Annotated in this window: 20 protein-coding genes; 16 read left to right on the forward strand and 4 right to left on the reverse strand. The window is 28.2% G+C overall.

What is annotated here, in order from left to right:
* The first annotated feature begins 123 nt into the window (after positions 1 to 123).
* The 11 genes from CVV26_02695 to galT all read left to right on the forward strand — a co-directional run bounded on the left by CVV26_02695 (position 124) and on the right by galT (position 13,094).
* A complete protein-coding gene (locus CVV26_02695; protein ID PKL72155.1) occupies positions 124 to 1,548 on the forward strand; it encodes a hypothetical protein in 1,425 nt (474 codons plus the stop codon).
* A 6-nt stretch (positions 1,549 to 1,554) separates the two neighbouring features.
* On the forward strand, positions 1,555 to 2,058 hold the full coding sequence (locus CVV26_02700; protein ID PKL72156.1) for a hypothetical protein: 504 nt from the start codon (positions 1,555 to 1,557) through the stop codon (positions 2,056 to 2,058).
* Between the two features lie 69 nt (positions 2,059 to 2,127).
* Positions 2,128 to 3,204 (forward strand): cell filamentation protein Fic, encoded by a 1,077-nt coding sequence (locus tag CVV26_02705; protein ID PKL72157.1) that lies wholly within the window; start codon positions 2,128 to 2,130, stop codon positions 3,202 to 3,204.
* 13 nt (positions 3,205 to 3,217) lie between these two features.
* Complete coding sequence (locus CVV26_02710; GenBank protein PKL72158.1) at positions 3,218 to 3,865, forward strand: hypothetical protein; 648 nt, start codon at positions 3,218 to 3,220, stop codon at positions 3,863 to 3,865.
* Positions 3,866 to 3,919: 54 nt separating this feature from the next.
* On the forward strand, positions 3,920 to 5,317 hold the full coding sequence (locus tag CVV26_02715) for a glycine--tRNA ligase (protein PKL72159.1): 1,398 nt from the start codon (positions 3,920 to 3,922) through the stop codon (positions 5,315 to 5,317).
* Between the two features lie 117 nt (positions 5,318 to 5,434).
* On the forward strand, positions 5,435 to 5,716 hold the full coding sequence (locus CVV26_02720; protein PKL72160.1) for a hypothetical protein: 282 nt from the start codon (positions 5,435 to 5,437) through the stop codon (positions 5,714 to 5,716).
* A 189-nt stretch (positions 5,717 to 5,905) separates the two neighbouring features.
* Positions 5,906 to 8,116 (forward strand): hypothetical protein, encoded by a 2,211-nt coding sequence (locus tag CVV26_02725; GenBank protein ID PKL72161.1) that lies wholly within the window; start codon positions 5,906 to 5,908, stop codon positions 8,114 to 8,116.
* Between the two features lie 11 nt (positions 8,117 to 8,127).
* On the forward strand, positions 8,128 to 10,731 hold the full coding sequence (locus tag CVV26_02730) for a hypothetical protein (protein ID PKL72162.1): 2,604 nt from the start codon (positions 8,128 to 8,130) through the stop codon (positions 10,729 to 10,731).
* A gap of 19 nt (positions 10,732 to 10,750) precedes the next feature.
* Positions 10,751 to 11,116 carry a hypothetical protein gene (locus CVV26_02735; GenBank protein PKL72163.1) on the forward strand — a complete coding sequence of 122 codons (366 nt, stop codon included), beginning with the start codon at positions 10,751 to 10,753 and terminating at the stop codon, positions 11,114 to 11,116.
* Positions 11,113 to 12,090 carry a fructose-1,6-bisphosphate aldolase, class II gene (gene fba / locus CVV26_02740; protein ID PKL72164.1) on the forward strand — a complete coding sequence of 326 codons (978 nt, stop codon included), beginning with the start codon at positions 11,113 to 11,115 and terminating at the stop codon, positions 12,088 to 12,090. Before CVV26_02735 ends, fba begins: the two co-directional genes overlap by 4 nt.
* A 74-nt stretch (positions 12,091 to 12,164) precedes the next feature.
* A complete protein-coding gene (galT, locus tag CVV26_02745; GenBank protein PKL72165.1) occupies positions 12,165 to 13,094 on the forward strand; it encodes a galactose-1-phosphate uridylyltransferase in 930 nt (309 codons plus the stop codon).
* A 55-nt stretch (positions 13,095 to 13,149) separates the two neighbouring features.
* Here the strand turns inward: galT and CVV26_02750 are convergent, their stop codons facing one another.
* The 4 genes from CVV26_02750 to CVV26_02765 form a co-directional block, all read right to left on the reverse strand.
* Positions 13,150 to 13,506: a hypothetical protein gene (locus tag CVV26_02750; protein PKL72166.1), complete on the reverse strand. Its 357-nt coding sequence runs from the start codon at positions 13,504 to 13,506 to the stop codon at positions 13,150 to 13,152.
* Between the two features lie 226 nt (positions 13,507 to 13,732).
* Complete coding sequence (locus CVV26_02755) at positions 13,733 to 14,479, reverse strand: hypothetical protein (GenBank protein PKL72167.1); 747 nt, start codon at positions 14,477 to 14,479, stop codon at positions 13,733 to 13,735.
* A gap of 45 nt (positions 14,480 to 14,524) precedes the next feature.
* Entirely contained in the window at positions 14,525 to 15,910 is a 1,386-nt protein-coding gene (locus CVV26_02760; GenBank protein PKL72168.1) for a hypothetical protein, read from the reverse strand.
* Positions 15,911 to 15,913: 3 nt separating this feature from the next.
* Entirely contained in the window at positions 15,914 to 16,783 is an 870-nt protein-coding gene (locus CVV26_02765; GenBank protein PKL72169.1) for a UTP--glucose-1-phosphate uridylyltransferase, read from the reverse strand.
* Between the two features lie 137 nt (positions 16,784 to 16,920).
* On the opposite strand from CVV26_02765, the gene CVV26_02770 reads away from it, so the two are divergent.
* The 5 genes from CVV26_02770 (at position 16,921) to rplU (ending at position 21,220) form a co-directional block, all read left to right on the forward strand.
* Positions 16,921 to 17,622 carry a hypothetical protein gene (locus CVV26_02770; protein ID PKL72170.1) on the forward strand — a complete coding sequence of 234 codons (702 nt, stop codon included), beginning with the start codon at positions 16,921 to 16,923 and terminating at the stop codon, positions 17,620 to 17,622.
* A 170-nt stretch (positions 17,623 to 17,792) separates the two neighbouring features.
* Complete coding sequence (locus tag CVV26_02775) at positions 17,793 to 18,110, forward strand: hypothetical protein (protein ID PKL72171.1); 318 nt, start codon at positions 17,793 to 17,795, stop codon at positions 18,108 to 18,110.
* Positions 18,111 to 18,141: 31 nt separating this feature from the next.
* Positions 18,142 to 20,325 carry a hypothetical protein gene (locus CVV26_02780; protein PKL72172.1) on the forward strand — a complete coding sequence of 728 codons (2,184 nt, stop codon included), beginning with the start codon at positions 18,142 to 18,144 and terminating at the stop codon, positions 20,323 to 20,325.
* 102 nt (positions 20,326 to 20,427) lie between these two features.
* Positions 20,428 to 20,832, forward strand: coding sequence for a hypothetical protein (locus CVV26_02785; GenBank protein ID PKL72173.1), 405 nt, complete (start codon positions 20,428 to 20,430; stop codon positions 20,830 to 20,832).
* A 70-nt stretch (positions 20,833 to 20,902) separates the two neighbouring features.
* Complete coding sequence (gene rplU / locus CVV26_02790; GenBank protein ID PKL72174.1) at positions 20,903 to 21,220, forward strand: 50S ribosomal protein L21; 318 nt, start codon at positions 20,903 to 20,905, stop codon at positions 21,218 to 21,220.
* The last annotated feature ends 127 nt before the right edge of the window (positions 21,221 to 21,347 follow it).

Genomic DNA, 21,347 nt, shown 5'->3' on the forward strand with positions numbered 1-21,347 from the left:
GTTTTGTTGTTAGCTTTTTACATTTTCCCATGGTATGATTATACCATAATTCTTAGATTTTTAGAAATAGGGGTGCGGTATCTGGATGTGATGTCTATATAATTGTAATATAATTAAATATATATGAATCAAGATTTAATACAGTATTTACAAAAACAGATCTTAACCACTGATGATCGGTTAAGACATTTTACGCATGGCTTAGATGGGAAAAAATATCCCCAACGTTTTTTATATGCGAAACTGCAAAAATACATTAATGATTTTTTAAATAAAAAATCATTAAACAGAATGGTAATTATTCCGGGATTTAGAGGCGTTGGGAAAACAACTCTTATGGCTCAAGTTTGTTCAGAATTTAAAAAAAAAGATTTTCAAGTTTTCTTTTTATCTGTTGAAGATTTGAGGAATTATTTTAATGTAAATATTAATGAAATAATATCAGCTTATGAGGAAATTATCGGAGAATATTTAGAAAGCGCGAAAAAACCAATATTAATATTTTTTGATGAAGTTCAAACAGATCCTAAATGGGCGATTACATTAAAATCATTATTTGAGAAAACTAATAATATATTTTTTTGCGTCACAGGATCTTCAGCAATTATTTTGCAATCTACGCCAAACATTGTAAGGCGAGCCATATTTGAGCCAATGACCCCAATGTGTTTTAGCGAATATCAAATGATAAAAAATAAGGTTTATCCAGTGCCAGAGCTTAAAGATAGAATTAGGCAAGCTGTTTATTTTTCAGAAACAGCTAAAGAGGTTTATAATAAATTATTTAGTTTGGAAAGCTTAATTAACAGTTATTGGTCAAAAATTAACAGAAATGATATTAAAAAATATTTATCGTATGGAACTTTTCCTTTTACTCAAATAATGCCAGATGAAATTTCCATCTATAATAATATATCTTTATTGCTTGATAAAATCATTAAACAAGATATGCCGATATTGGGCAATTTTGATCAAAATACACTTGGGGCAGTGAAAAGAATTTTGGTTGCAATAGCGGAAAATGATATAACAAGTTTGAGTGTTTTAGCGGATAAATTTGAAATTAATCGTTTAACAATCGCTAGTATATTTGATGTATTGGAAAAAGCTGAGCTTTTAATAAAAATTCCGCCACACGGCTCCAACATAACGATTGCCAATAAACCAAATAAGTATTTATTTATGAGTCCGGCGATTAGAATGTCATTTTTTTATTTTACGGGCAATGAAAATACCTATTTGACCAGACAAGGCAAATTATTGGAAGATTCTATTGGCGCTCATCTTTATAGAGAATTTATTTTAAAGAGCGACGGCGTTATCCGTTATGATAGCGCTCAAGGAGGCGCAGATTTTATTTTGCAAATTGGAAATACTAAAAAAATTATTATAGAAGTTGGTCTTGGTAATAAGAATAAAAAACAAGTTATAAATACTATGCGTAAAATAAAATCCGATTATGGCATTGTTTTTTCTAGCGCTGAATTAAAATTTGACGAAGAAACAAATATAGTTTCAATTCCACTTGATTATTATTTTTTAATTTAAAAATTTATGACAAACAAAAAAGTTTATGTTTTTAACATTACTTTAAATTTAGAAAATTCTCCAGTGATGCATTCTGGAAAAATTAATCAAAACATTTTAAAAAAAGGAGAAGCGCCTTGGCGAGAAATAGCAATATTAGAAAACGATAATTTATATAATTTTGCTAAAGTCATTATTAATTCCTTTGGTTTTATGTTTGATCATTGTTTTGGATTTTATAGTAATTTAGAAGAAAGAAAAATGTATGACTCAAAAGAAATTTATGAATTATTTACTGATTTAAAAGATGAGGAACATACGCCAAAAGCAAAAGGCGTTAAAAAAGAAAAAATTTCAGAGGCCTTCAAAGAAAAGGGAAAGAAAATGCTTTTTTATTTTGATTATGGAGATAGCTGGAATTTTTTTGTTGAGTTAAAAGATATAAAAGAAACTGATATTAAAAAATCTTACCCAATTTTACTATCTCGCCACGGAAAAAAACCAGAACAATATCCATCATTTGAAGAATAATTCTTAATTTGTATAAAAATTTTGATACCTTATTTATTGTATCATAAATGATACAAAAAAAGGATAAAAATGATACAATTTATATATATGGATTTTAAACAATTAAACAAAAGACAAGAATTAATTTTAGCATTAATTGGAGAGCAGGAGAATAGCTCGGTTTCTGAAATAATTTTAGAAATGTCTGTTCAATTTAAAGATATTTCTAGAATTACAATTATTAGAGATTTAAATTATCTTATTGGTTTAGATTTTATAGAAAGATTTGGTAAAGGCAGAGCAGTTGTTTATAAATTGTCTTTAAAATTTAATTTATTAAAACCAATAGATACTGATAAATATTTTAAAATATCGCCTGATAAAAGAAAAAGTCGCTCAAAATTTAATTTTGATCTTTTAAATAATTTTAAAAATATTTTTAATAAAGATGAAAAAAAATATTTAGCTGATTTTTTAATTAAATATAAAAAAAATATTAAAAAAATATCTAAAGATATTTTAAAAAGTGAATTTGAAAGATTAACAATAGAATTAAGTTGGAAATCTTCAAGTATTGAAGGTAATACTTATACTTTATTAGAGACAGAATCTTTAATTAGATATGGGAAAAAAGCTAAAGGCCATAAAAAAGCTGAGGCAGAAATGATTTTAAATCATAAAATAGCTTTGGATTATATTAGAAAAAATTTTAATTCTTTTAAAAATATATCAATTTCAAAAATAGAAGATATTCATTGTTTATTAATGAAAAATTTGGGGATTAAATTAGGATTAAGAAAATTGCCAGTGGGGATTACTGGAACAATATATCGTCCGCTTGATAACATTTATCAAATTAGAGAAGCGCTAGAGTTTGCTTGTAAAATAGTAAATAAAGAAAAAGATGTTTTTTCTAAGGCTTTAATTTTAATATTAATTATTTCTTATATCCAACCATTTAATGATGGCAACAAAAGAACAAGTCGTTTCTCAGCTAATGCCATTTTAATGGCATATAATATTTGTCCATTATCTTATCGTAGCGTTGATGAAGGTGAATATAAAAAAGCTATGATTTTATTTTATGAACAAAATAATTTAAGTTATTTTAAAAAAATATTTATTGAACAATTTGAATTTGCAACTAAAAATTACTTTTTAGTATAAATTTATAAAATGTATGAAATTAATTCTTGCGTCAGATTTGAGTTTTCTTTTGAAATATGGTTATAATTTAACTGGAATTCCAAAAGACAAAATGAAAATTGGTTATGTTACTACTGCTAGAAAAGGTGCTCGTATAAAATCGTTCGCTGAAGAATTAAAAAATAATATAAGAGAAAATGGATATTCTTTTGAAGAAATAGATATTGAAGGAAAAAGTAAAATAGAATTAAAAAATATTTTTAAAGATAAAAATATAATTCATATTGAAGGAGGAAATACTTTTTATTTATTAAAAGCAATAAGAGAAACTGGTTTTGAAGAAATATTAAAAGAATTGCTTAATGAAGGAAAAATATATATTGGCACAAGTGCCGGAGCATATATTATGTGTCCAACAATTGAAGTTGCAGATTGGGATATTACTGGAAAGAATAGATTTGGAATAACTGATTTTACAGCTTTAAATTATGTTCCATTCGCATTAAAAGTTCATTATAAAGATGAAAAAATCCCCCTAACTCCCTTTATCAAGGGGGCACAATTAGAAGAAAAAATAAAAACATTAAAATATCCTTTCCGCATTTTACGAGATGGACAAGGAATTTTAATTGAAAATGATAAATATACTTTTTTTGGCGATGGAGATGAGGTTATATTGTAAAATAATAAAAAAGATGGTAAGTTAAAAAAATATTTAAATTTTAATTTAAATTATATGACTGAACAGAATAAAATGGAAAAAATTGTATCATTATGCAAGAGGCGCGGATTTGTATTTCCTAGCTCGGAAATTTATGGTGGATTAGGAGCGATTTATGATTATGGACATTATGGCACATTACTAAAAAATAATATTCGCGATGCTTGGTGGAAACATATGGTGCAATTAAGAGATGATGTTATTGGTTTAGACAGTGCGATTTTTATGCATCCAACCACTTGGATCGCTTCTGGACATGTTGGAAATTTTAATGATCCACAAATTGATTGTCGCAAATGCAAAAATCGTATGCGCGCCGATCATATTTTAGAAGAACATAAAATTAACGCTGATAAACAATCAATTGAATTTATTAATGAACAACTTGATAAATTGCGCGAAGAAAAAAAAATAAAATGTGAATTTTGTGGCTCAACTGATTTAACTCAAGCACGTGTTTTTTCTTTAATGGTAAAATCAAATTTAGGTTCACCAACAGAAGAATTATCAGAAGAAAATGTTGTTTATTTAAGACCAGAAACTTGTGGTGGCATTTATTTGAATTATAAAAATACGATTGATTCCACTCGTGTTAAATTGCCTTTTGGTATCGCTCAAATTGGTAAGGCTTTTAGAAATGAAATTGTCGCTCGTCAATTTATTTTTAGAACTCGCGAATTTGAACAAATGGAAATGCAATATTTTTTGCATCCATCTATGATGAAAGAAAAATATGAGATGTGGAAAGAGTTGAGATGGAAATGGTATTTAGAATACGGTATTTTAAAAGAAAAATTAAATTGGCATAAACACGAAAAACTCGCGCATTATGCTTCTGATGCTTATGATATTGAATATAAATTTGAATCACTGGGAGGATTTAAAGAAGTGGAAGGAATTCACGCGCGTGGAGATTGGGATTTATCCCAACATTCAAAATTTTCCGGTGTTGATTTAACTTATTTTGATCAAGAAAAAAAAGAAAAATTTATTCCGCATATTATGGAAACATCTGTTGGATTGAATCGTTTATTTTTTATGTTTATTGACAATGCTTTTACAGAAGAAAAAATTGATAATGAGACAAGAACGGTTTTAAAATTTAATAAAAATTTAGCGCCAATTAAAATTGCTGTTTTTCCATTATTAAAAAATAAACCAGAATTAGTAGTCAAAGCTAAAGAAATTTATGATGATTTAAAAATAAATTATATGTGCGAGTTTGATGATAATGGAAATATTGGAAAAAGATATAGAAGACAAGATGAAATTGGCACACCATATTGTATTACAGTTGATTTTGATAGTTTAGAAAAAAACGATGTAACAGTGCGTGATAGAGATACAATGAAACAAGAAAGAATTAAAATAAAAGAATTAGGAAAATGGATGAAAGATAAGCTAAATTCTTAATTTCCAATTTCCAATAAAATAAGCAAATTTATAAAATTACAAATCCAAAATTACAAATTCCAAATAAATTTAAAATTACAATGTTCAAAATCTTAAACAAATTTTTAAATTTTTATTATGCCAATAAATAAAGGTTTGGAAAAATTAAGTGATTTATTAAAAACAACATCATATCAACATCGCCCAGCACCTACAGCTTATGTTTGGCAAGATTTAGCTTTGCGCATAATTAAGGAATTAAATATTCCAAATTTTAAAAAAAATTCAATTTTTAAAGTTTGCAAAGAAAATTCTCAAACAGAAATTTTAAGACGGCTGAATGATACTAAAGAACTCTGCAAAACTGGCCCAAAATGGCAATATTTTTTTAAATTAATTACTAAAGATAATAAATCTTAAATTTCTCAAATCTAAGAGTCGTAAATTTTAAACCATTAGATTAATTTTGAAATTGATTTTTCTTATAAACCATTTATACTATTATTAATAAATAAACGTCTTAAAAATTTAAATTAATTTAACTTCACCCTGTTAAATAATTTTATTAAAAATAAAATTCCCTACAGAATTTAATTGGGTAAATTTTTTATGAAAAATAAAAATCAATGGAAAATTACAAAAATTAGTGATAATAAAATTTCTAATTCTGTGGTTAATTCTAATGATAATAAAAAGTCAAAAAAATTATTTAAAATTTTTATTATTTGTGGAGTAAGTATTTTAATTTCTGCTTCAATAATTTTTGGAGTTGTTAAAGCAGGTATAATCACTTTGCCTATTGGAACGCCAACAGCTCAATTTTATACCTTATCAGAAATTTATGATTTTATAACTAATAATACTCCAGCAACCGAAGGCGGACATAATTTTACTTTTTCTGATAATTTAGCAGGAACAGGACATACATTAACAGAAATTTATAATGCTTTGGCAAATTTAATTTCTGTTCATAAAGTAAAATTGGGCACAACATATTTGGGAGTTACTGGCGCTCTTCTTCCTTCTGGTGGCGACGCCACAATAAATGATACCTGTCTTAACAAAACATTCTTTGGCGCCAATCAAACTGATTGGAATTTACAAACAGGAAATTTAAATCCAACAACCTCAACAATAATGTCTGGTACAACTATTTGCGGAATTGTCGGCACTGCCATTGCTAATCCAACTTATGGCGACAATGATGCATCCAAAGTTTTAACAATAGCTACCAATGCAGGCGCTTACAATGCTTCTAATCTTACTCCGGCTAATGTTCGCAATACTATTGCCTTTGGCGTTGATCAAGTGGGAACTTTTTCTGGTAATTTGGCTTATGGCGATGATAATCCTAGCGAAGTCTTAACAACAGCCGCTATTCCAGGAACTTGGAATGCTGTTAATTTAACCAATGAAACAATAAAATTGGGTGTTAACTATGGAATTTCTTCAACTGGAATTTTAGTTCCTTCAAGTGGCACAGCCAATCCCGGTGATGTAATTTTTAATAAAACATTTTTTGGCGCCAATCAAACTGATTGGAATTTACAAACAGGCACTTTTGCTTCTCAAGAAAAAATTGCTACCCTTCAAGGTCAAGAAGTAATTCCTAATTCTGGCAATTGGCTTTCAAAAGTAATTATTAATATTTCTAATTTAGTGGCTAGCGTAATTAAAAAAGAACAAGTTGTTGGTGGAATAACTGGTGAATTAACACCAGCCAATGGCGCATCAGAAAGTTTAACATTGACAACTGATAATGCTGTTTGCGGTTATAAATATTTTGGTTCAGGCGCTACATCTTGGACTACTCAAGAAGGCACTGGATGCGGAATGGCATGTAAAGAATGTAGCATTGGTTCTTGCGTTAATATTACAGATAATACTCAAGACACAACCAATGATTTTAATATCAACAGTAGTGTTTGTAATCAAGTATGTAAAAAATGTTCTGCTGGTGATTGTATAAATCAAACCAATGGCGAGGATTTATTTGCTCAATGCAATGGTTCTAGTTGTTGTGGTTATTGCGATGGAATAGGAGCTTGCGCTTTTGTAATAAATGGCTCAACTTGTACATCGCCAGGCAATGCTTGCGACGGAAGTTATAGATGCAATGGCAGTGGCGCTTGTGAACAACAAGCCTGGGCTTGCGGTCAACCAATTATTGATTCTAGAGACAGCAAACAATATGCCACCGTTCAAATTGGTTCTCAATGTTGGATGAAACAAAATATGAATTATGATCAGTCAAGTTTTGGCAATGATTGGTGTTATAATAATGATGAAAATAATTGTAATATTTATGGCAGACTTTATACTTGGGTAAGCGCAATGCAAAATTCTACTGGTTGTAATGGTACTGGTGCGCCACCAAATGATCGATGTTCTACGCTTGTACAAGGAATATGTCCTATTGGTTGGCATATGCCATCTTTTTTTGAATTTATTACTTTAAGTAAAAATGTTGGAAGTAATCCCGATGCTTTTTCTTACGATTATAGTTATGGCGAAAAAGGAACAGATGAAGGAAGTAATTTAAAAGAAAATGGATCAACTCATTGGACAAACAATGTTTGTTCTCCAGCCACTCCTACAAATGGAGTATGTAATGCTAGTAATTTTTCAGCTCTTCCTGGCGGTAATATATATAGAGGCTCAGACTTTTATGAAATTAATAATACAAGTTATTTTTGGGCAACAACAGGCGATAATGTTATTGCTAAAATTTATTATTTAAACGGATATTCTACTATAGTAGGTATTGGATATCAAACATGGAGTGATAGTGGTCATTCAATTCGTTGTCTCAAAGATTAATTTTTTAAAACATGAAAAAAGATTTTAAAAAAAGTTTAGTATTAATTTTTCTTTTAACGGGATTTTTAATGTCTGCTAATTTTGCATTTGCTTCATCCACTGACGGAACAATAAATAGTTCTAATAAATATGCTTGGGCAGAAAATATTGGTTGGATAAATTTTGGCACTATTAATGGAAATGTACACATTACAGATGTTAGTCTTTCTGGATATGCTTTGAGTGAAAATATTGGTTGGATAAATTTAAGTAATATTGCAAATGATGGCGAAGGGCATTTGTCTGGATATGCTTGGTCAGAAAATACTGGTTGGATAAATTTTGCTCCAATTAATGGCGGGGTAATAATTAATTCTGCAGGCGAATTTATTGGTTCTGCTTTGAGTGAAAATATTGGTTGGATTATTTTTGGTGGAGATTATAAGGTTAAAACTGATTGGCGACCCAGAAGCGCGAGGCCTGCTTGTAATAATGCAATTGATGACGATGAAGACAATAAAATTGATTATCCTAATGATCCAGGTTGCGACTCTTTAAATGATACTAGTGAAATAGATTCGAGTGGAAGCAGTTTGCCAATTACAGTGTATAATGCGCCTATTCAACCTGAAAGTGGTAATTTTAATATTTCAATTCAAAATGATGCAGAATATATTAATAGCCGAACTGTAATTTTAAAATTAAATGGTGGCGCTGATGCTAAAAAAATGGCCATTTCTAATACTGGTGATTTTTTAGATGCCAATCAAGAAAATTATCAGGCTCAAAAAGAATGGGATTTGTGTTCTAAAAATAGCGGTTTTATTAAACTTCCAGATTGTCTAGATGGTGTTCATACAGTCTATATTAAATTTTATACTCAATATGGTCAACCCTCTACAGTTGTTTCTGATCAAATTATTTTAGATACCAAATCTCCAGAAATTAAAATAATTGATAAAAAAGATTATTATGATATCGCTCAAGATATTATTTTGAATATTGAAACTGAAACAAAGGCGGAAATTATTTCTCATTGGGATAAAAAATATGGATCAGTTTACGCTAATAGCCAAGGTAAAGCAATAATTAATTTAAACAAAATGTTAGCTGGCAAACATCAATTAGAAATAACAGCCACAGATTTAGCTGGGAATAAAAGCAAAACATTAGCAATTGAATTAATTATTAAACCATTAATAGAAATTTTAAAAATAGAACCTGACGTTATTTTAAAAGAACCTCAACAACCAATTATTGAAAAAATAAAACCCCTAATTTCTGAATCTTTAAAATTAATAAAAGAAGAAAAATCAGAAGTAATTCCTGTTGTTCCTAAAGAATTACAAAAACCAATCACTGAAAAAGCGAAACTATTGATTCCAGAATTTTTAAAACCTCAAGAAGAAAAACCAAACGAAATGATTATTATTCCAGAAGAAGCGCCTTTGTTAATACAAAAACAATGGAAACTTTTTTCAGAAGAATCAGTGAAATCTTTTGTTTTAGCCCCTTTGCCAAAAGAAATTATAGAACTATCTGAAAAATTTCCAGAACTTAAAAAAACATTAAATGATGTTGGAATTTTAAAAATTACAGATCTTGAAAAATTAAAGACTGTTGAATTAACCTTACCGGGATTAACTGAAAGATTGGGTTTATCAACTTATAAGATTGAATCAGAAAAATTTGATTTACCAATGGGAATTCCAGTATCCCAATTATCTTTAGAAAATAAAAAATTAATTCCTTCAGAAATTATTTTTGCTAAAACCTCCAAAGAATTAATTGATTTTAATATTTCATTATCTGTTACAGAAAAAGGTGAACTACAGCAAAAAATAACTACTATTTCAGGCAAACCTTTGCAATTAGTGATTAAACAAGACAAACCAGTTAAAAGCATAAAAGGTTATCTTATTTTAAAATCTAGAAAAATACAAAAAACTTCTTCTTTCTTTTTTTTGGAATCCGCAATTAATAAAATTAAAAATTATTTTCCAATTAATTTTATTTTTACTAATCCGGTTCTTGCTGAATCTCAAAAAGAATCAGCTATTAGCGAAGAACGATTTGCTTTATCAAAATTTGATTATACTGATCTTGATAATGACGGAATTTATACTGCTGAAATTCAAATGCCTTTAGTTGATGGCAAATACGAAATTGTTACTGTAATGAATTATAAAGATCCAACATTGGGGAAAAAAGAAATTAAATTAATTACTGTGGTTGATCCTGAAGGATATATTTATGCGAAAGATAATGAAAAAGAGATTCGAATTCCAGACGCAATTGTTTCTATGTATTTATTTAATTTTGAAACTAAAAAATATGTATTATGGCCTTCTCAAAAATATTTACAAGAAAATCCACAAACCACTGATTTTAAAGGAACTTATTCATTTTTAGTGCCAACAGGATTTTATTATATTAATGTCAAAGCACCAGATTATCTTGTTTATAACACTAAACCATTTCGAATTAAAGAAGGTAGCGGTATTCATATTAACATTGAATTAAAAACAAAATACTGGTGGTTAAAAATTATTGATTGGAAAATAATTTTACTAATCGTAATTATTTTATTTTTATTATATAATTTCATTCGTAATAAAATAAAAAGAAAATTTTAAATTTTAAATTTTAAAAATTATGTTAAACAAAAAAATGGTTTTAATGTTAATTGTTATTTTGCTTTTATTTTTTGTAAATATATTTATAGGTTATAAATATTTTGTTTTACAAAAAAAAATAGAAAACACGAAAATAATTTTAAAAACACAACAAACCAATAAAAAAATTTTAGAATTTACCAAGTTTTTTATTGAAAAAGTTTTAAAAGCTAAAACAGAAATTAATTTTGAAACAAGATTAAAATTAGAAAGTTTAGTACAAGATTTAAATAATAAAGAAATTTTAATCCAATGGCAAAAATTTTTAGAAAGCAAAACAGAAACTGAAGCTCAAAATAATACTAATGATTTATTAAAAATATTAATAGAAAAAATTAATTTATGAACATCAATTATAAAAATCTAGGTTTGGTTTGCACAAAAGAAATGTTTAAAAAAGCAATTAAAGAAAAATTTGCTATACCAGCTTATAATTTTTCAAATATGGAACAATTACAAGCTATCATTCAAGGATGCATTGAAACTGATTCTCCTGTGATTCTACAAATATCCAGTAGCGCTTATAAATATGTCAATCCAATTTTATTGCGCCATATGATTACAGGCATAACACAAATGACAAATAAAAAAATCCCAATTGCCTTGCATCTTGATCATGGAAATTCATTTGAATTATGTAAATCCTGCATTGATAATGGATTTAGCTCTGTAATGATTGACGGATCTGCTTATTCTTATAAAGAAAATATTTACTTAACTAAAAAAGTTGTAAAATATGCTCATTTAAAAAATGTAGTTGTAGAAGCAGAACTAGGTGTTTTAGCTGGGATTGAAGATACTACAAAAGCAGAAAAAAATTTATATACCCAACCAGAAAAAGTTGAAGATTTTATTTCAAAAACAGGTGTTGATTCTTTGGCTATTTCTATTGGCACGAGTCATGGCGCGTATAAATTTAAAATTAAACCAAATAAAAAAATACCATCCTTACGCTTTAACATTCTTAAAGAAATAAAAAAACAATTGCCCAATTTCCCCATTGTTTTGCATGGCGCCAGTTCAATTTTACCAAAGTATGTAAATATTATTAATCAAAATGGCGGAAATATTGAAAGCGCTACTGGTGTTTCTGAAAGTCAATTGCGAAAAGCAATACAAAATGGAATTTGTAAAATTAATATTGATTCTGATCTTCGCCTTGTGATGACGGCCATAATTCGCAAAACATTGACTGAAAATCCAAAAGAATTTGATCCTCGAAAATATTTAGGATTGGCTCGCGAGGAATTAATTAAAATAATTAAATATAAAAATAAAAAAGTGCTCAGCTCTGCAGGATTTGGACATACTATTTTTTAAAACTCTAGATTATTTGTAATATTTTTATAAAAATTATGCTTTTAATTTTAAATTGATTATTTAATTTTTAATTTATGATACGTTCTGAAATTAGAAAAGATTATATTCAAGATAAATATGTAATCATTGCGCCTCGTCGAGGCAAAAGACCTCATGATGTCGCAAAGCCTATAGCTCCAGTTATTTCTGTGGAAGCTCAAAAAAAATGCGTCTTTTGTCCAAAAGGAGTATTTAAAAATTTAATTAAAGATAGCACAGGTCCATTAAAAAAATGGGATATTTTGGTTTTAGAAAATCCATTTTCAGCAGTAACTTTAGATAATCCAAAGGCCTATGGGGTTCAAGAGGTAATCATTGAAATGCCTGAACACGCAAAAGAATTAGAAGATTTAAGCATTGAACATATTTCTAAATTATTAGAAATGTATGCACGAAGAACAACAATTATTTCTAAAAATAAAAAAATTGAATATATTTTAATATTTAAAAATAATGGCGGACGAGCTGGCGCGTCTCTTCAACATTCTCATTCTCAAATTTTTGCCACAAATTTTTTACCTCCTCATCTTTTTGACAAATCTCAAAAAATTCAAGAATATAAAATAATACATGGAACTTGCGTTTATTGCGATGTTATTAAAAAAGAAAGAAAAACTTCGCGTCTTATTTGGGAAGACAAAAATGTTATTGCTTTTGCTCCATATGCTTCAATGCATAATTATGAGGCTTGGATATTACCTAAACGACACATAGATAACATTACTTGTCTTAATAAAGATGAAAGAAAATCTTGGGCACGAATTTTAAAAAAAATTTTAAAAAAAATAGGACAATTAGGATTGCCATATAATTATTATTTTCATCAAGTAATACATGATGAAAATCAGCATCTTTATATGAAAATTATTCCGCGTGGTTCTGTTTGGGCTGGAGTAGAAATTGGTTCTGGCATAATAATTAATTCAATTCCACCGGAAGACGCAGCAAAATTTTATAAAGAGTAATTTAAAAAAATTTTGGATTTTATAAAGACAGGTTTAACCCGTCTTTTTTATTTTATTAGGTTACTTTAGTAATTGAAGTTATGAAAAAATTTACTAAAACATAACTACCCAAAACAACTATTAATCCTAGAATTGCCCAAACTAAAATTCCCTTTCCTTTTTTTATTTTTTCCTCAGCTCCTCCAGAAGTCATCCAAACCAACCCACCATAAATAATCATAATTAAAGTAATTATTCCCACAAAACTAAGGACTACTTTAATAATTCGACCAGCTAAATCATTAACTGGATTATTAGGGTCAAGACTAAGAGGATCATTTAGAGCAGTGCCCTCAGCGCTAACTATTTGTATCACTGGAACAAAAGAAAAAAAGATAAATAAAATTAAGAAAAAGAAAATAGTTTTTTTCATAAAAATATATATATTAAATTAAAAATAAGTAATAAGTAACAAATAAAATGAATTTGAAAAATTAAAATTTGTAAGGGCGTACCCTTGTGCACGCCCATCTGATAAATAAAAATAATTTTATTAAAAATTAATAAATTTATGGGGTAGATGAGAGCCTCTGCTCTCATCTTTTTTTTTGGTTGGAGCAGAGGCTCCAACCTACCCAAATCTTTTGGTTATTTTAATTTTATTTTTTACATTTCCCGCATATTATTTTTGAACTACAATCTGTTGTACCATCTGCTTCGTCATTGCATTTCTTTGATTCGCATTCAGAACCTTCTTTTACAGGAATACACTCCTGATCTAAAGAAATATTTTTGGAAACACAAACATATTTCTTGTCTTGAATTTGATGCTTTGCGCAAGTTAATCCATCTTTACATTTTTTAGATTTAACATTAGCGCTACATTCGTTGCCACGTTCTACCCCTGTTTGTGTTTGTTTTATTGTTGGCATTGATCCTGTTGGCGCAACTATTTCTTTTTCTTTTTTTGTTTTACAAATATCACTCCAATTATATGTAAAAATTGTTAAACCCCTTTCCTTCCCTCCTGGTATCAAACTTGCAACAACAAACCAAATTATTGTATAAGCAGTAAAAACAATAACAATTCCCACAAGGGCTCCCATTAAAATTCCTTTGCCTTTTTTAACAGCTTCCTCGCTACCAGAAGAAATAATTAAACTAAGTCCTCCCCAAATAAAAAGTAATAAAGCCAAAACTCCGACAAATTTTAAAATAAAATTAGTTAATCCAACGCCCATTCCTATAAATTCACAAATAGTGCAATCTACTTTTGAATTACCAAAACACGAAGGCAATGTTCCAAAAATAATACTTGTCTCAGCATTTGCATGAATAGGAATAAAAACAAAAGACAAAAGAAATAAATAGAAAAAAATGATTGAGATTTTTTTAGAGTTTAACATAAGATTAAATTAATTTAAAATTTAGAATTTAAAATTAAAAATTTCTTAAAACGTTTGATTAATTTTTTCAACGGCTGTATTTAATAATTTTTGTATTTCTCCGTCTCCTCTTAAAGTTCCTTCAATTAATTCGTTAAATATTTTTTTTATTAAATCTCCTACATTTCCACGATACCAACTTTGAGCAGTTAAAATTTGATTAACAAAAATACTTAAATCATAATCTTCCATTTGTTTTTTAATTAAATTTTTTAAAGCAGTGGGTTTTTTAGTTTTTTCTAAATATAATTTTGCTTGTTCTTCTTGAGTGGCAAATAAAATAAAATCCCAAGCCTCATTCGAATGTTCAGTTTTTTTAGAAACCGTTTCTAACCAATAATTTGCGTAATTTATTTCTGAATTTCCTTCAATTTGTAACATTGGGGCGATGCTAAAATTTAATTTTGGCGCTTGATTTTGAATAGAAAAAAGATCAGCAGAATAACCAAAATAAAAAGCGGATTTCCCCTGAATAAATAAATCTAAGGCTTCGGGCATTTGTTCATTCCATGTGTAAGTTTCTTTGGTTGGATTGGCAAAATCAGTATAAAAAGTTAAGGCTTGCTCTCCAGGAATAATGTCTTTTTGAGTTTGAGAAGAAAGATTAAAAGTTGCTCTATTATTTTCGTCAATCATTTGTGTTCCATTTTGCATCATTAAAAGAGATAAAATATCTGTGGCATTGGTAATGTTTTGAGCAGTTCCTAAAGCCACGCCAGCTTGAATAATATTATTTTCTTTGTCTATAATAGTTATTTTTGGAATCATTTCTATAAATTCAGACCAAGTTGTTGGTGGCAAAGGAATACGAGCGCTGTTTAATATGTCTTTATTATAATATAAAACCAAAGAATCTATTGATAAAGGCAGGCCATAAACCTGTCCTTCTTTTATTACATCTTTATAAACTACATCAACAAATTTATTTTTAAATTCTTTTAAAGATGGTGTTGCTTTTGGTTGTATTATTATTTTTGGTTCTTTTTTAAATGTGCCAGTAACAATTGTTTGAGGAATAATTAATTCTTTAGGCATTGGTAAAATTTTATTTTTATATTTACCTACCCATGTATTATGAATGGAAAAAATATCTGGCCCTCGATCTTCAGCCCAAGCATTAAGCAATTCTTCCTCATATTCTTTATAGCGCAATTTTTTATAAATAATATTAATGTTTGGATGAATGGCTTTATAATTATTAATAATTTCTGTAAAATCATCTTGAGCGTCTGTTTCATTATCTAAAACACGCCAATAATTTAATTCTACTGGCTTCATTGCTTCTCGAACTTCTTTAGACATAAAGCTACATCCAAAACCAGTAGTTAATAAAAAAACACTAGAGAGTCCTAAAATTATAATTTTAGTTTTAGTTAATAATTTAAAATTCATAATTTATAATTTCTTGCTTAATTTTTTAATTTCTTTAATTAAATTTTTATCCATGTCTTTTCTATCAGCGGTATATTTTAATATTGCTTTTAAATAATTAAATGGATCTCCTGTTGTTAACCATTCACCGTTTTCGACTTTCTTAGCATAAAATTCTCCTCCTTTTTTAAGATATTTATGAATCGCATCAATAATCCAAAGCTCATTATTTTTTCCTAATGATGTTTTTTTTAAAATATTTATAATGTCTTGATTTAATATCATTCTGCCAAATTCCGCAAATTGCGATGGAGCTTCTTTAATAGATGGTTTTTCTATAATATCTTCAATTTGCATAGTATTCTCTTTTAATTTTACAATACCATAGCGATCAACTTCTTGCTTTGGAACTTTTTGAACGCCCATTATCAAATGTCCAGTTTTATTATAATCCTCAATCATTTGCTTAGTAAATGATGTTTTTGATTTTACTAAATCATCGCCAAAAGCAAATATAAAGGGTTCATTTTTTACTAAACTAGCTGCTGATAATATAGGGGTTCCATTGCCATAAGGTCCTTTTTGGTTGACATAAATAAAATTGGCCATCTCTGCTATTTTTATAATTTCTTTTAAATGTCTTTCTTTTCCTGCTTTTTCAAGTTCATGTTCCAATGCCCAATTACGATCAAAATAATCCTCAAGCGGTTTTTTGTTCCATGTGGTTACTAGGATAATATCCTCTATTCCGGCCTCAACCAATTCTTCAACCACTAATTGAATAATTGGCTTATCAATAATTGGAAACATTTGTTTTGGCATTGATTTAGCCGCAGGCAAAAAACGTGTACTTGTTCCAGCTACAGCAACAATTGCTTTTCGTATTTTTTGCATAAAAATTAAAAGTTAAAATCTAAAACTCAAAGGTTAATTTATTATAGCACATTTTTAAAATTGACAAAAGCATTTTTTTTATTATAATTGAATAATTGAAGACAGTCTTCAACAGTTTTAATTTTAATAAAAATACTATGAAATTTGAAAAATGTTCGTACGGACACATATATAATAGAGGGAATCGTAAACAACCTATTGTTCTTGATGCAAAAGATCGTTGGCATTTTTTACAAGTTTTATATTATCTTAATAATAAAACTAAAATGCCAAATCCTTTTCAAAAATTAAGAAAGTTATTGAAGACTGTCTTCAACAAGCAGTTGGTGTGGCCAGAAAGTCTAAAAAAACAATTACCTTTAGTAAAGATTCTTGCGTTTAAACTTAAAAATAATCATTTTCATCTTATTTTAAAACAGGAAACCGAAGATGGAATTAGAATATTTATGCAACGCGCAGGAACCGCAATGGCCAAAAGATTTAATGAACGATATAAAGAGATTGGGCGTTTGTTTCAGGGTAGATACAAAGGAAAGCTTGTGGAAAGAGATGAATATATAAGTTACTTGAGTGTGTATATTCAAGTGAAAAATGCATTTGAAGAATATCCAGGAGGATTAGAAAAAGCATTAAAAGAATTTGATAAAGCCTATGAATGGGTAGCCAAAGATCCATACAATAGCTTAGGTGATTATGCGGGCAAACGAAATTCTCCGATTATTGATAAAGATATACTTGGTGAAATGTTTCCAACGCCGGAATCATATAAAAAATTTGCTAAACAATGTATGCTAGGAATGTGCTTAGATGAAAAACTTAATGATTTAAAATTTGATTAAGACTTGTTGAAGACAGTCTTCAATAATGTCAACAAGCTATTGACAAAAATAACTTTTTGTGTTATAAAATAAACAATAAAGGGATTATCTTGTTCTAAGGATGAAACAGACTTTTTAATAAAATATTTTTAAATAAAAAGAAATTTAATTTTTTAATATTCATTATTATAATGGATAAAAAAGGGAAAAATATGTTTGATCAAAATATGTTAAAACAAAACCTTATTAAGGTTTTAGGATTGGAAAATTTACCAGAAGAACAAAAACTTAGTTTAATAGAAAAAATGACTGATGTAATTCAAAAAAGACTTCTCATTAGAATTACAGAGGAATTAAAAGACGAAGATAAAGATGAATTTATAAAAATGTCAGAAGAAAAAAATCAAATGGCTTTAGTTGGTTTTTTGCAAGCCAAAATTCCAAATTTGAATAAAATTATTATGGAAGAAATGACTAAATTTAAGCAGGAATTGGTTGAAAATAAATAATTATTTTTTTTATTTTTTAATTTAAAATTATATGGAAAAACGTTATTCTAAAGCACAATATGATTCATTTGCTGAACGTCGAATAAAAGAACGTCAAGCAAGAGAACAAGAAAAAAGAAATAGAGAAACTACTAAAGATAAAGATATAACCCCAATAAATGAAGCTCCAGCAGAAAATTCGTATCAGGTGGTGGCGAATACTCCAAAAAATAGTCAATCATCAGGAACTTATACTGGAGAGGGAGGAGAATATAAAATAACAATGGAAGCTTCAACAGGGTCAAGTCTTGATAAAGAAGAAGAATTATTAGAAGAAGAGATTCTTAAATTTATTTATCAATTATCAGATGAAGGGAAAAGTTTTGATGAGATAAACTCAGCAGTGCTGGAAAAACTAAGCATACCTTTAATGAGTAAAAATGAAATTAAAGAAATTTTAGAATCAAGAGATATAGAAAAATATCCAGTAAAAACTCTTGATGAAACTCTTGAAGTAGATGAAACTCTTGATAAAGCTCTTGAAGTAGATGAAACTTCTGATGAAACTTCGGATAAAACCCCAATAGAAAAAACTCCAGCAGATAAGGAAACTTTGGATTCGCTTAAAGCGAAGATGGTAACACAAGAACAGAAAACGAAAGAGCAAACTCAAGTAATAGATGATCAAGCATGGAAAATAAATCAGCTAAAATCGATAATAAATGAACAAACAAATGAAACTAAAATGGATTGGGAGACTATAGATGAGCAAAAAGAAAAGATTGCACGTTTAGAATTAATAATAGATGAAATGAGAAATAAAGTTGAAGAAAAATTAGAAGAAGTTAAAAAAGAATCCCCTAAAAAGGGAAAGTTTATAAAGATAGCTTTGAGAAGTTTAGCTGTTTTAGGTGCTATTATAAGTTGTATTAGTGTTTTTGGTTGGTCTCATGCAATGAATCAACGAGATGAAGCAAAAGAGAAATTAGTTACAGCACAAGAAAAAATAGAAAAATCTTCTACAGAAATAAAAAATTTAGAACAAACTAAAAAAACAACAGAAACAACCTTAGAAAATACGCAAAAAGATTTAGAGATAGAAAATAAGAAAGTAGCAAAATTAACAGACGAATTATCAAAAAGACCAACAGAAAAAGATAAATTAAAGTTAACAACAGATTTAGAAACAGCAAAAGAAAAATTAGCAAATTTAAAAGAAAAATTAGCAAAACAGGCTAAAGAGCTACAGCAGGCAATAAATTCACAAAAGGGATTACAGGTAATTGCTGCTGAAACACCTAAAGAAGATATAATAGTTACAACAAATAAAACAGGAACAATGACAATAGGAACAAAAACAGAAACAGCAACCCCAACAGTAAAAACAACAGGAACAGAAACCGTAACCCCAACAGTAGAAGCAGTGATTCCACCAGTAAAAACAACAGGAACAGAAACAGCAACCCCAATAGTGAAAGGAACAGAAACAGAAACAGCAACCCCAACAGTGAAAGGAACAGAAACAGAAACCGTAACAAATTCTAAAGAATTAAATAAAATAGTGGATGAAATTTATGGAGATAAATATCAAAAACCAGAATGGGGCAATGTTAAAGATCTTCCGGCGCAAGCTATTTTAGATTTAAAAGTTGGAACTATTAATGCTTCATATGAAAAGTTGCCTGAATTTGGACCAGTTGATGGAAAAACTTTTGATTGGTCTGAAAAAACAAATTGCGTAGCTCTTCATAAAACTCTTCAGGAATTAAAATCAAAAGGATTTACCCCTGCTCCCAATGAAACAGTTGAGGCTTTTATAAATAGGGCAACAACTCCTTTAGAAATAAAAATGACTGCGGAAGAAATTCAGGCGCATGAACAAGAAGTAGCAAAAACAATGCATAAAAATGAAATAGTTAAAACGCTTGAAATGGCGCGCACAGGTGGTAAGTCATTTTTTGGGAAACTTTTAACTTCTCAAGTTCCAGAAAGATTTCTTGATTTAAACAACAAAAATTGCATTTTAGATAAATTAAAAGTTAGCGATATTAATGCTGGAAAGAGCGCATTTTTGAAAAAGATGGAAGAAATAGGAGCTTATTACGGAAAAGGACTTTTTACGCGTTCTAAAAGTGCTTCAAGAATTTACGATACATTAATAACTTTATTAGACACAAAAACTTTAGATAAATCTTTACAAAATGAAACTTTAAGACAAGTTTTAATAGAGAAATAAAATTGTAAAATTGAAGACTGTCTTCAACAAGCAAAAATTTAATAAATTTTTAATTTTAATTTATCACTAACATTAACAGTGATAATTTAGAGAGAAAAATATATGACTAAACATGAATGTGCACAATTTAAATCAGAAGGAAATAGAGAGTTATTAATAAAAGACTTGATTCAAGAATGTCTTGATAAAAAGGAAAAAGATAAAGCAAACAATAAAGTTGCTTCGCCTCAAGCAGTAGAAGAATTTAAAGAAATGATTGAAAAAGCTAAAGGGTTAGAATTATCTTCAAATTTTTTTTCAAGAATTTATACTCACAGACATGGAGGAACAGTGGATGAACTTTACGAAGAGTTTATTAAATTAACCGAAAAAGAAAAAGAAGAAAAAATAAGAAAAAATATTGAAACTGCACAAGAAATGTTAAAGGAAAAACAGTATAAAGATACTGGCGAAGATTGCATAACGCAAGCAGAAGAAAGAATAAAAAAAGGGATAGAGCAATTATAATTATTTGACGGATAATTGAAAGTTATGTATAATATTTTAGCTTTTAGCTTTTATTTTATAAATTTTTATTATGTCTATTGCAATTATAAAAACCGGTGGAAAACAGTATAAAATTAAAAAAGATGCTGTTTTAAAGATTGAAAAAATCGAAGGAAATATAGGGGATCAAATTGAATTTGATAAAGTGTTTTTAATTTCTGATGACAAAGCAGAAAATGTTCAAATTGGTCAACCTTTTTTAGATACAAAAATAAAAGCTGAAATTTTGGAACAAGGCAAGGCCAAAAAGGTAATTGTAATTAAATACAAAGCAAAAACAAGAGAAAGAACAAAAAATGGTCATAGACAGTTATATACCAAAGTGAAAATAAAAGAAATAGGAAAATAAAAAATAATTTTAAATTTTAAATAAAAATCGGGTTAATAGACATTTTGGGTGCTTTTTATTTTAGTAATTCTTTGATCACTTTTATTCTTCGTTTTGATTTTAAGCCTCGGTGAATATTTATGAACAT

The organism is Candidatus Kuenenbacteria bacterium HGW-Kuenenbacteria-1, from assembly GCA_002839745.1.
GTDB lineage: Bacteria > Patescibacteriota > Patescibacteriia > UBA2591 > PGYQ01 > PGYQ01.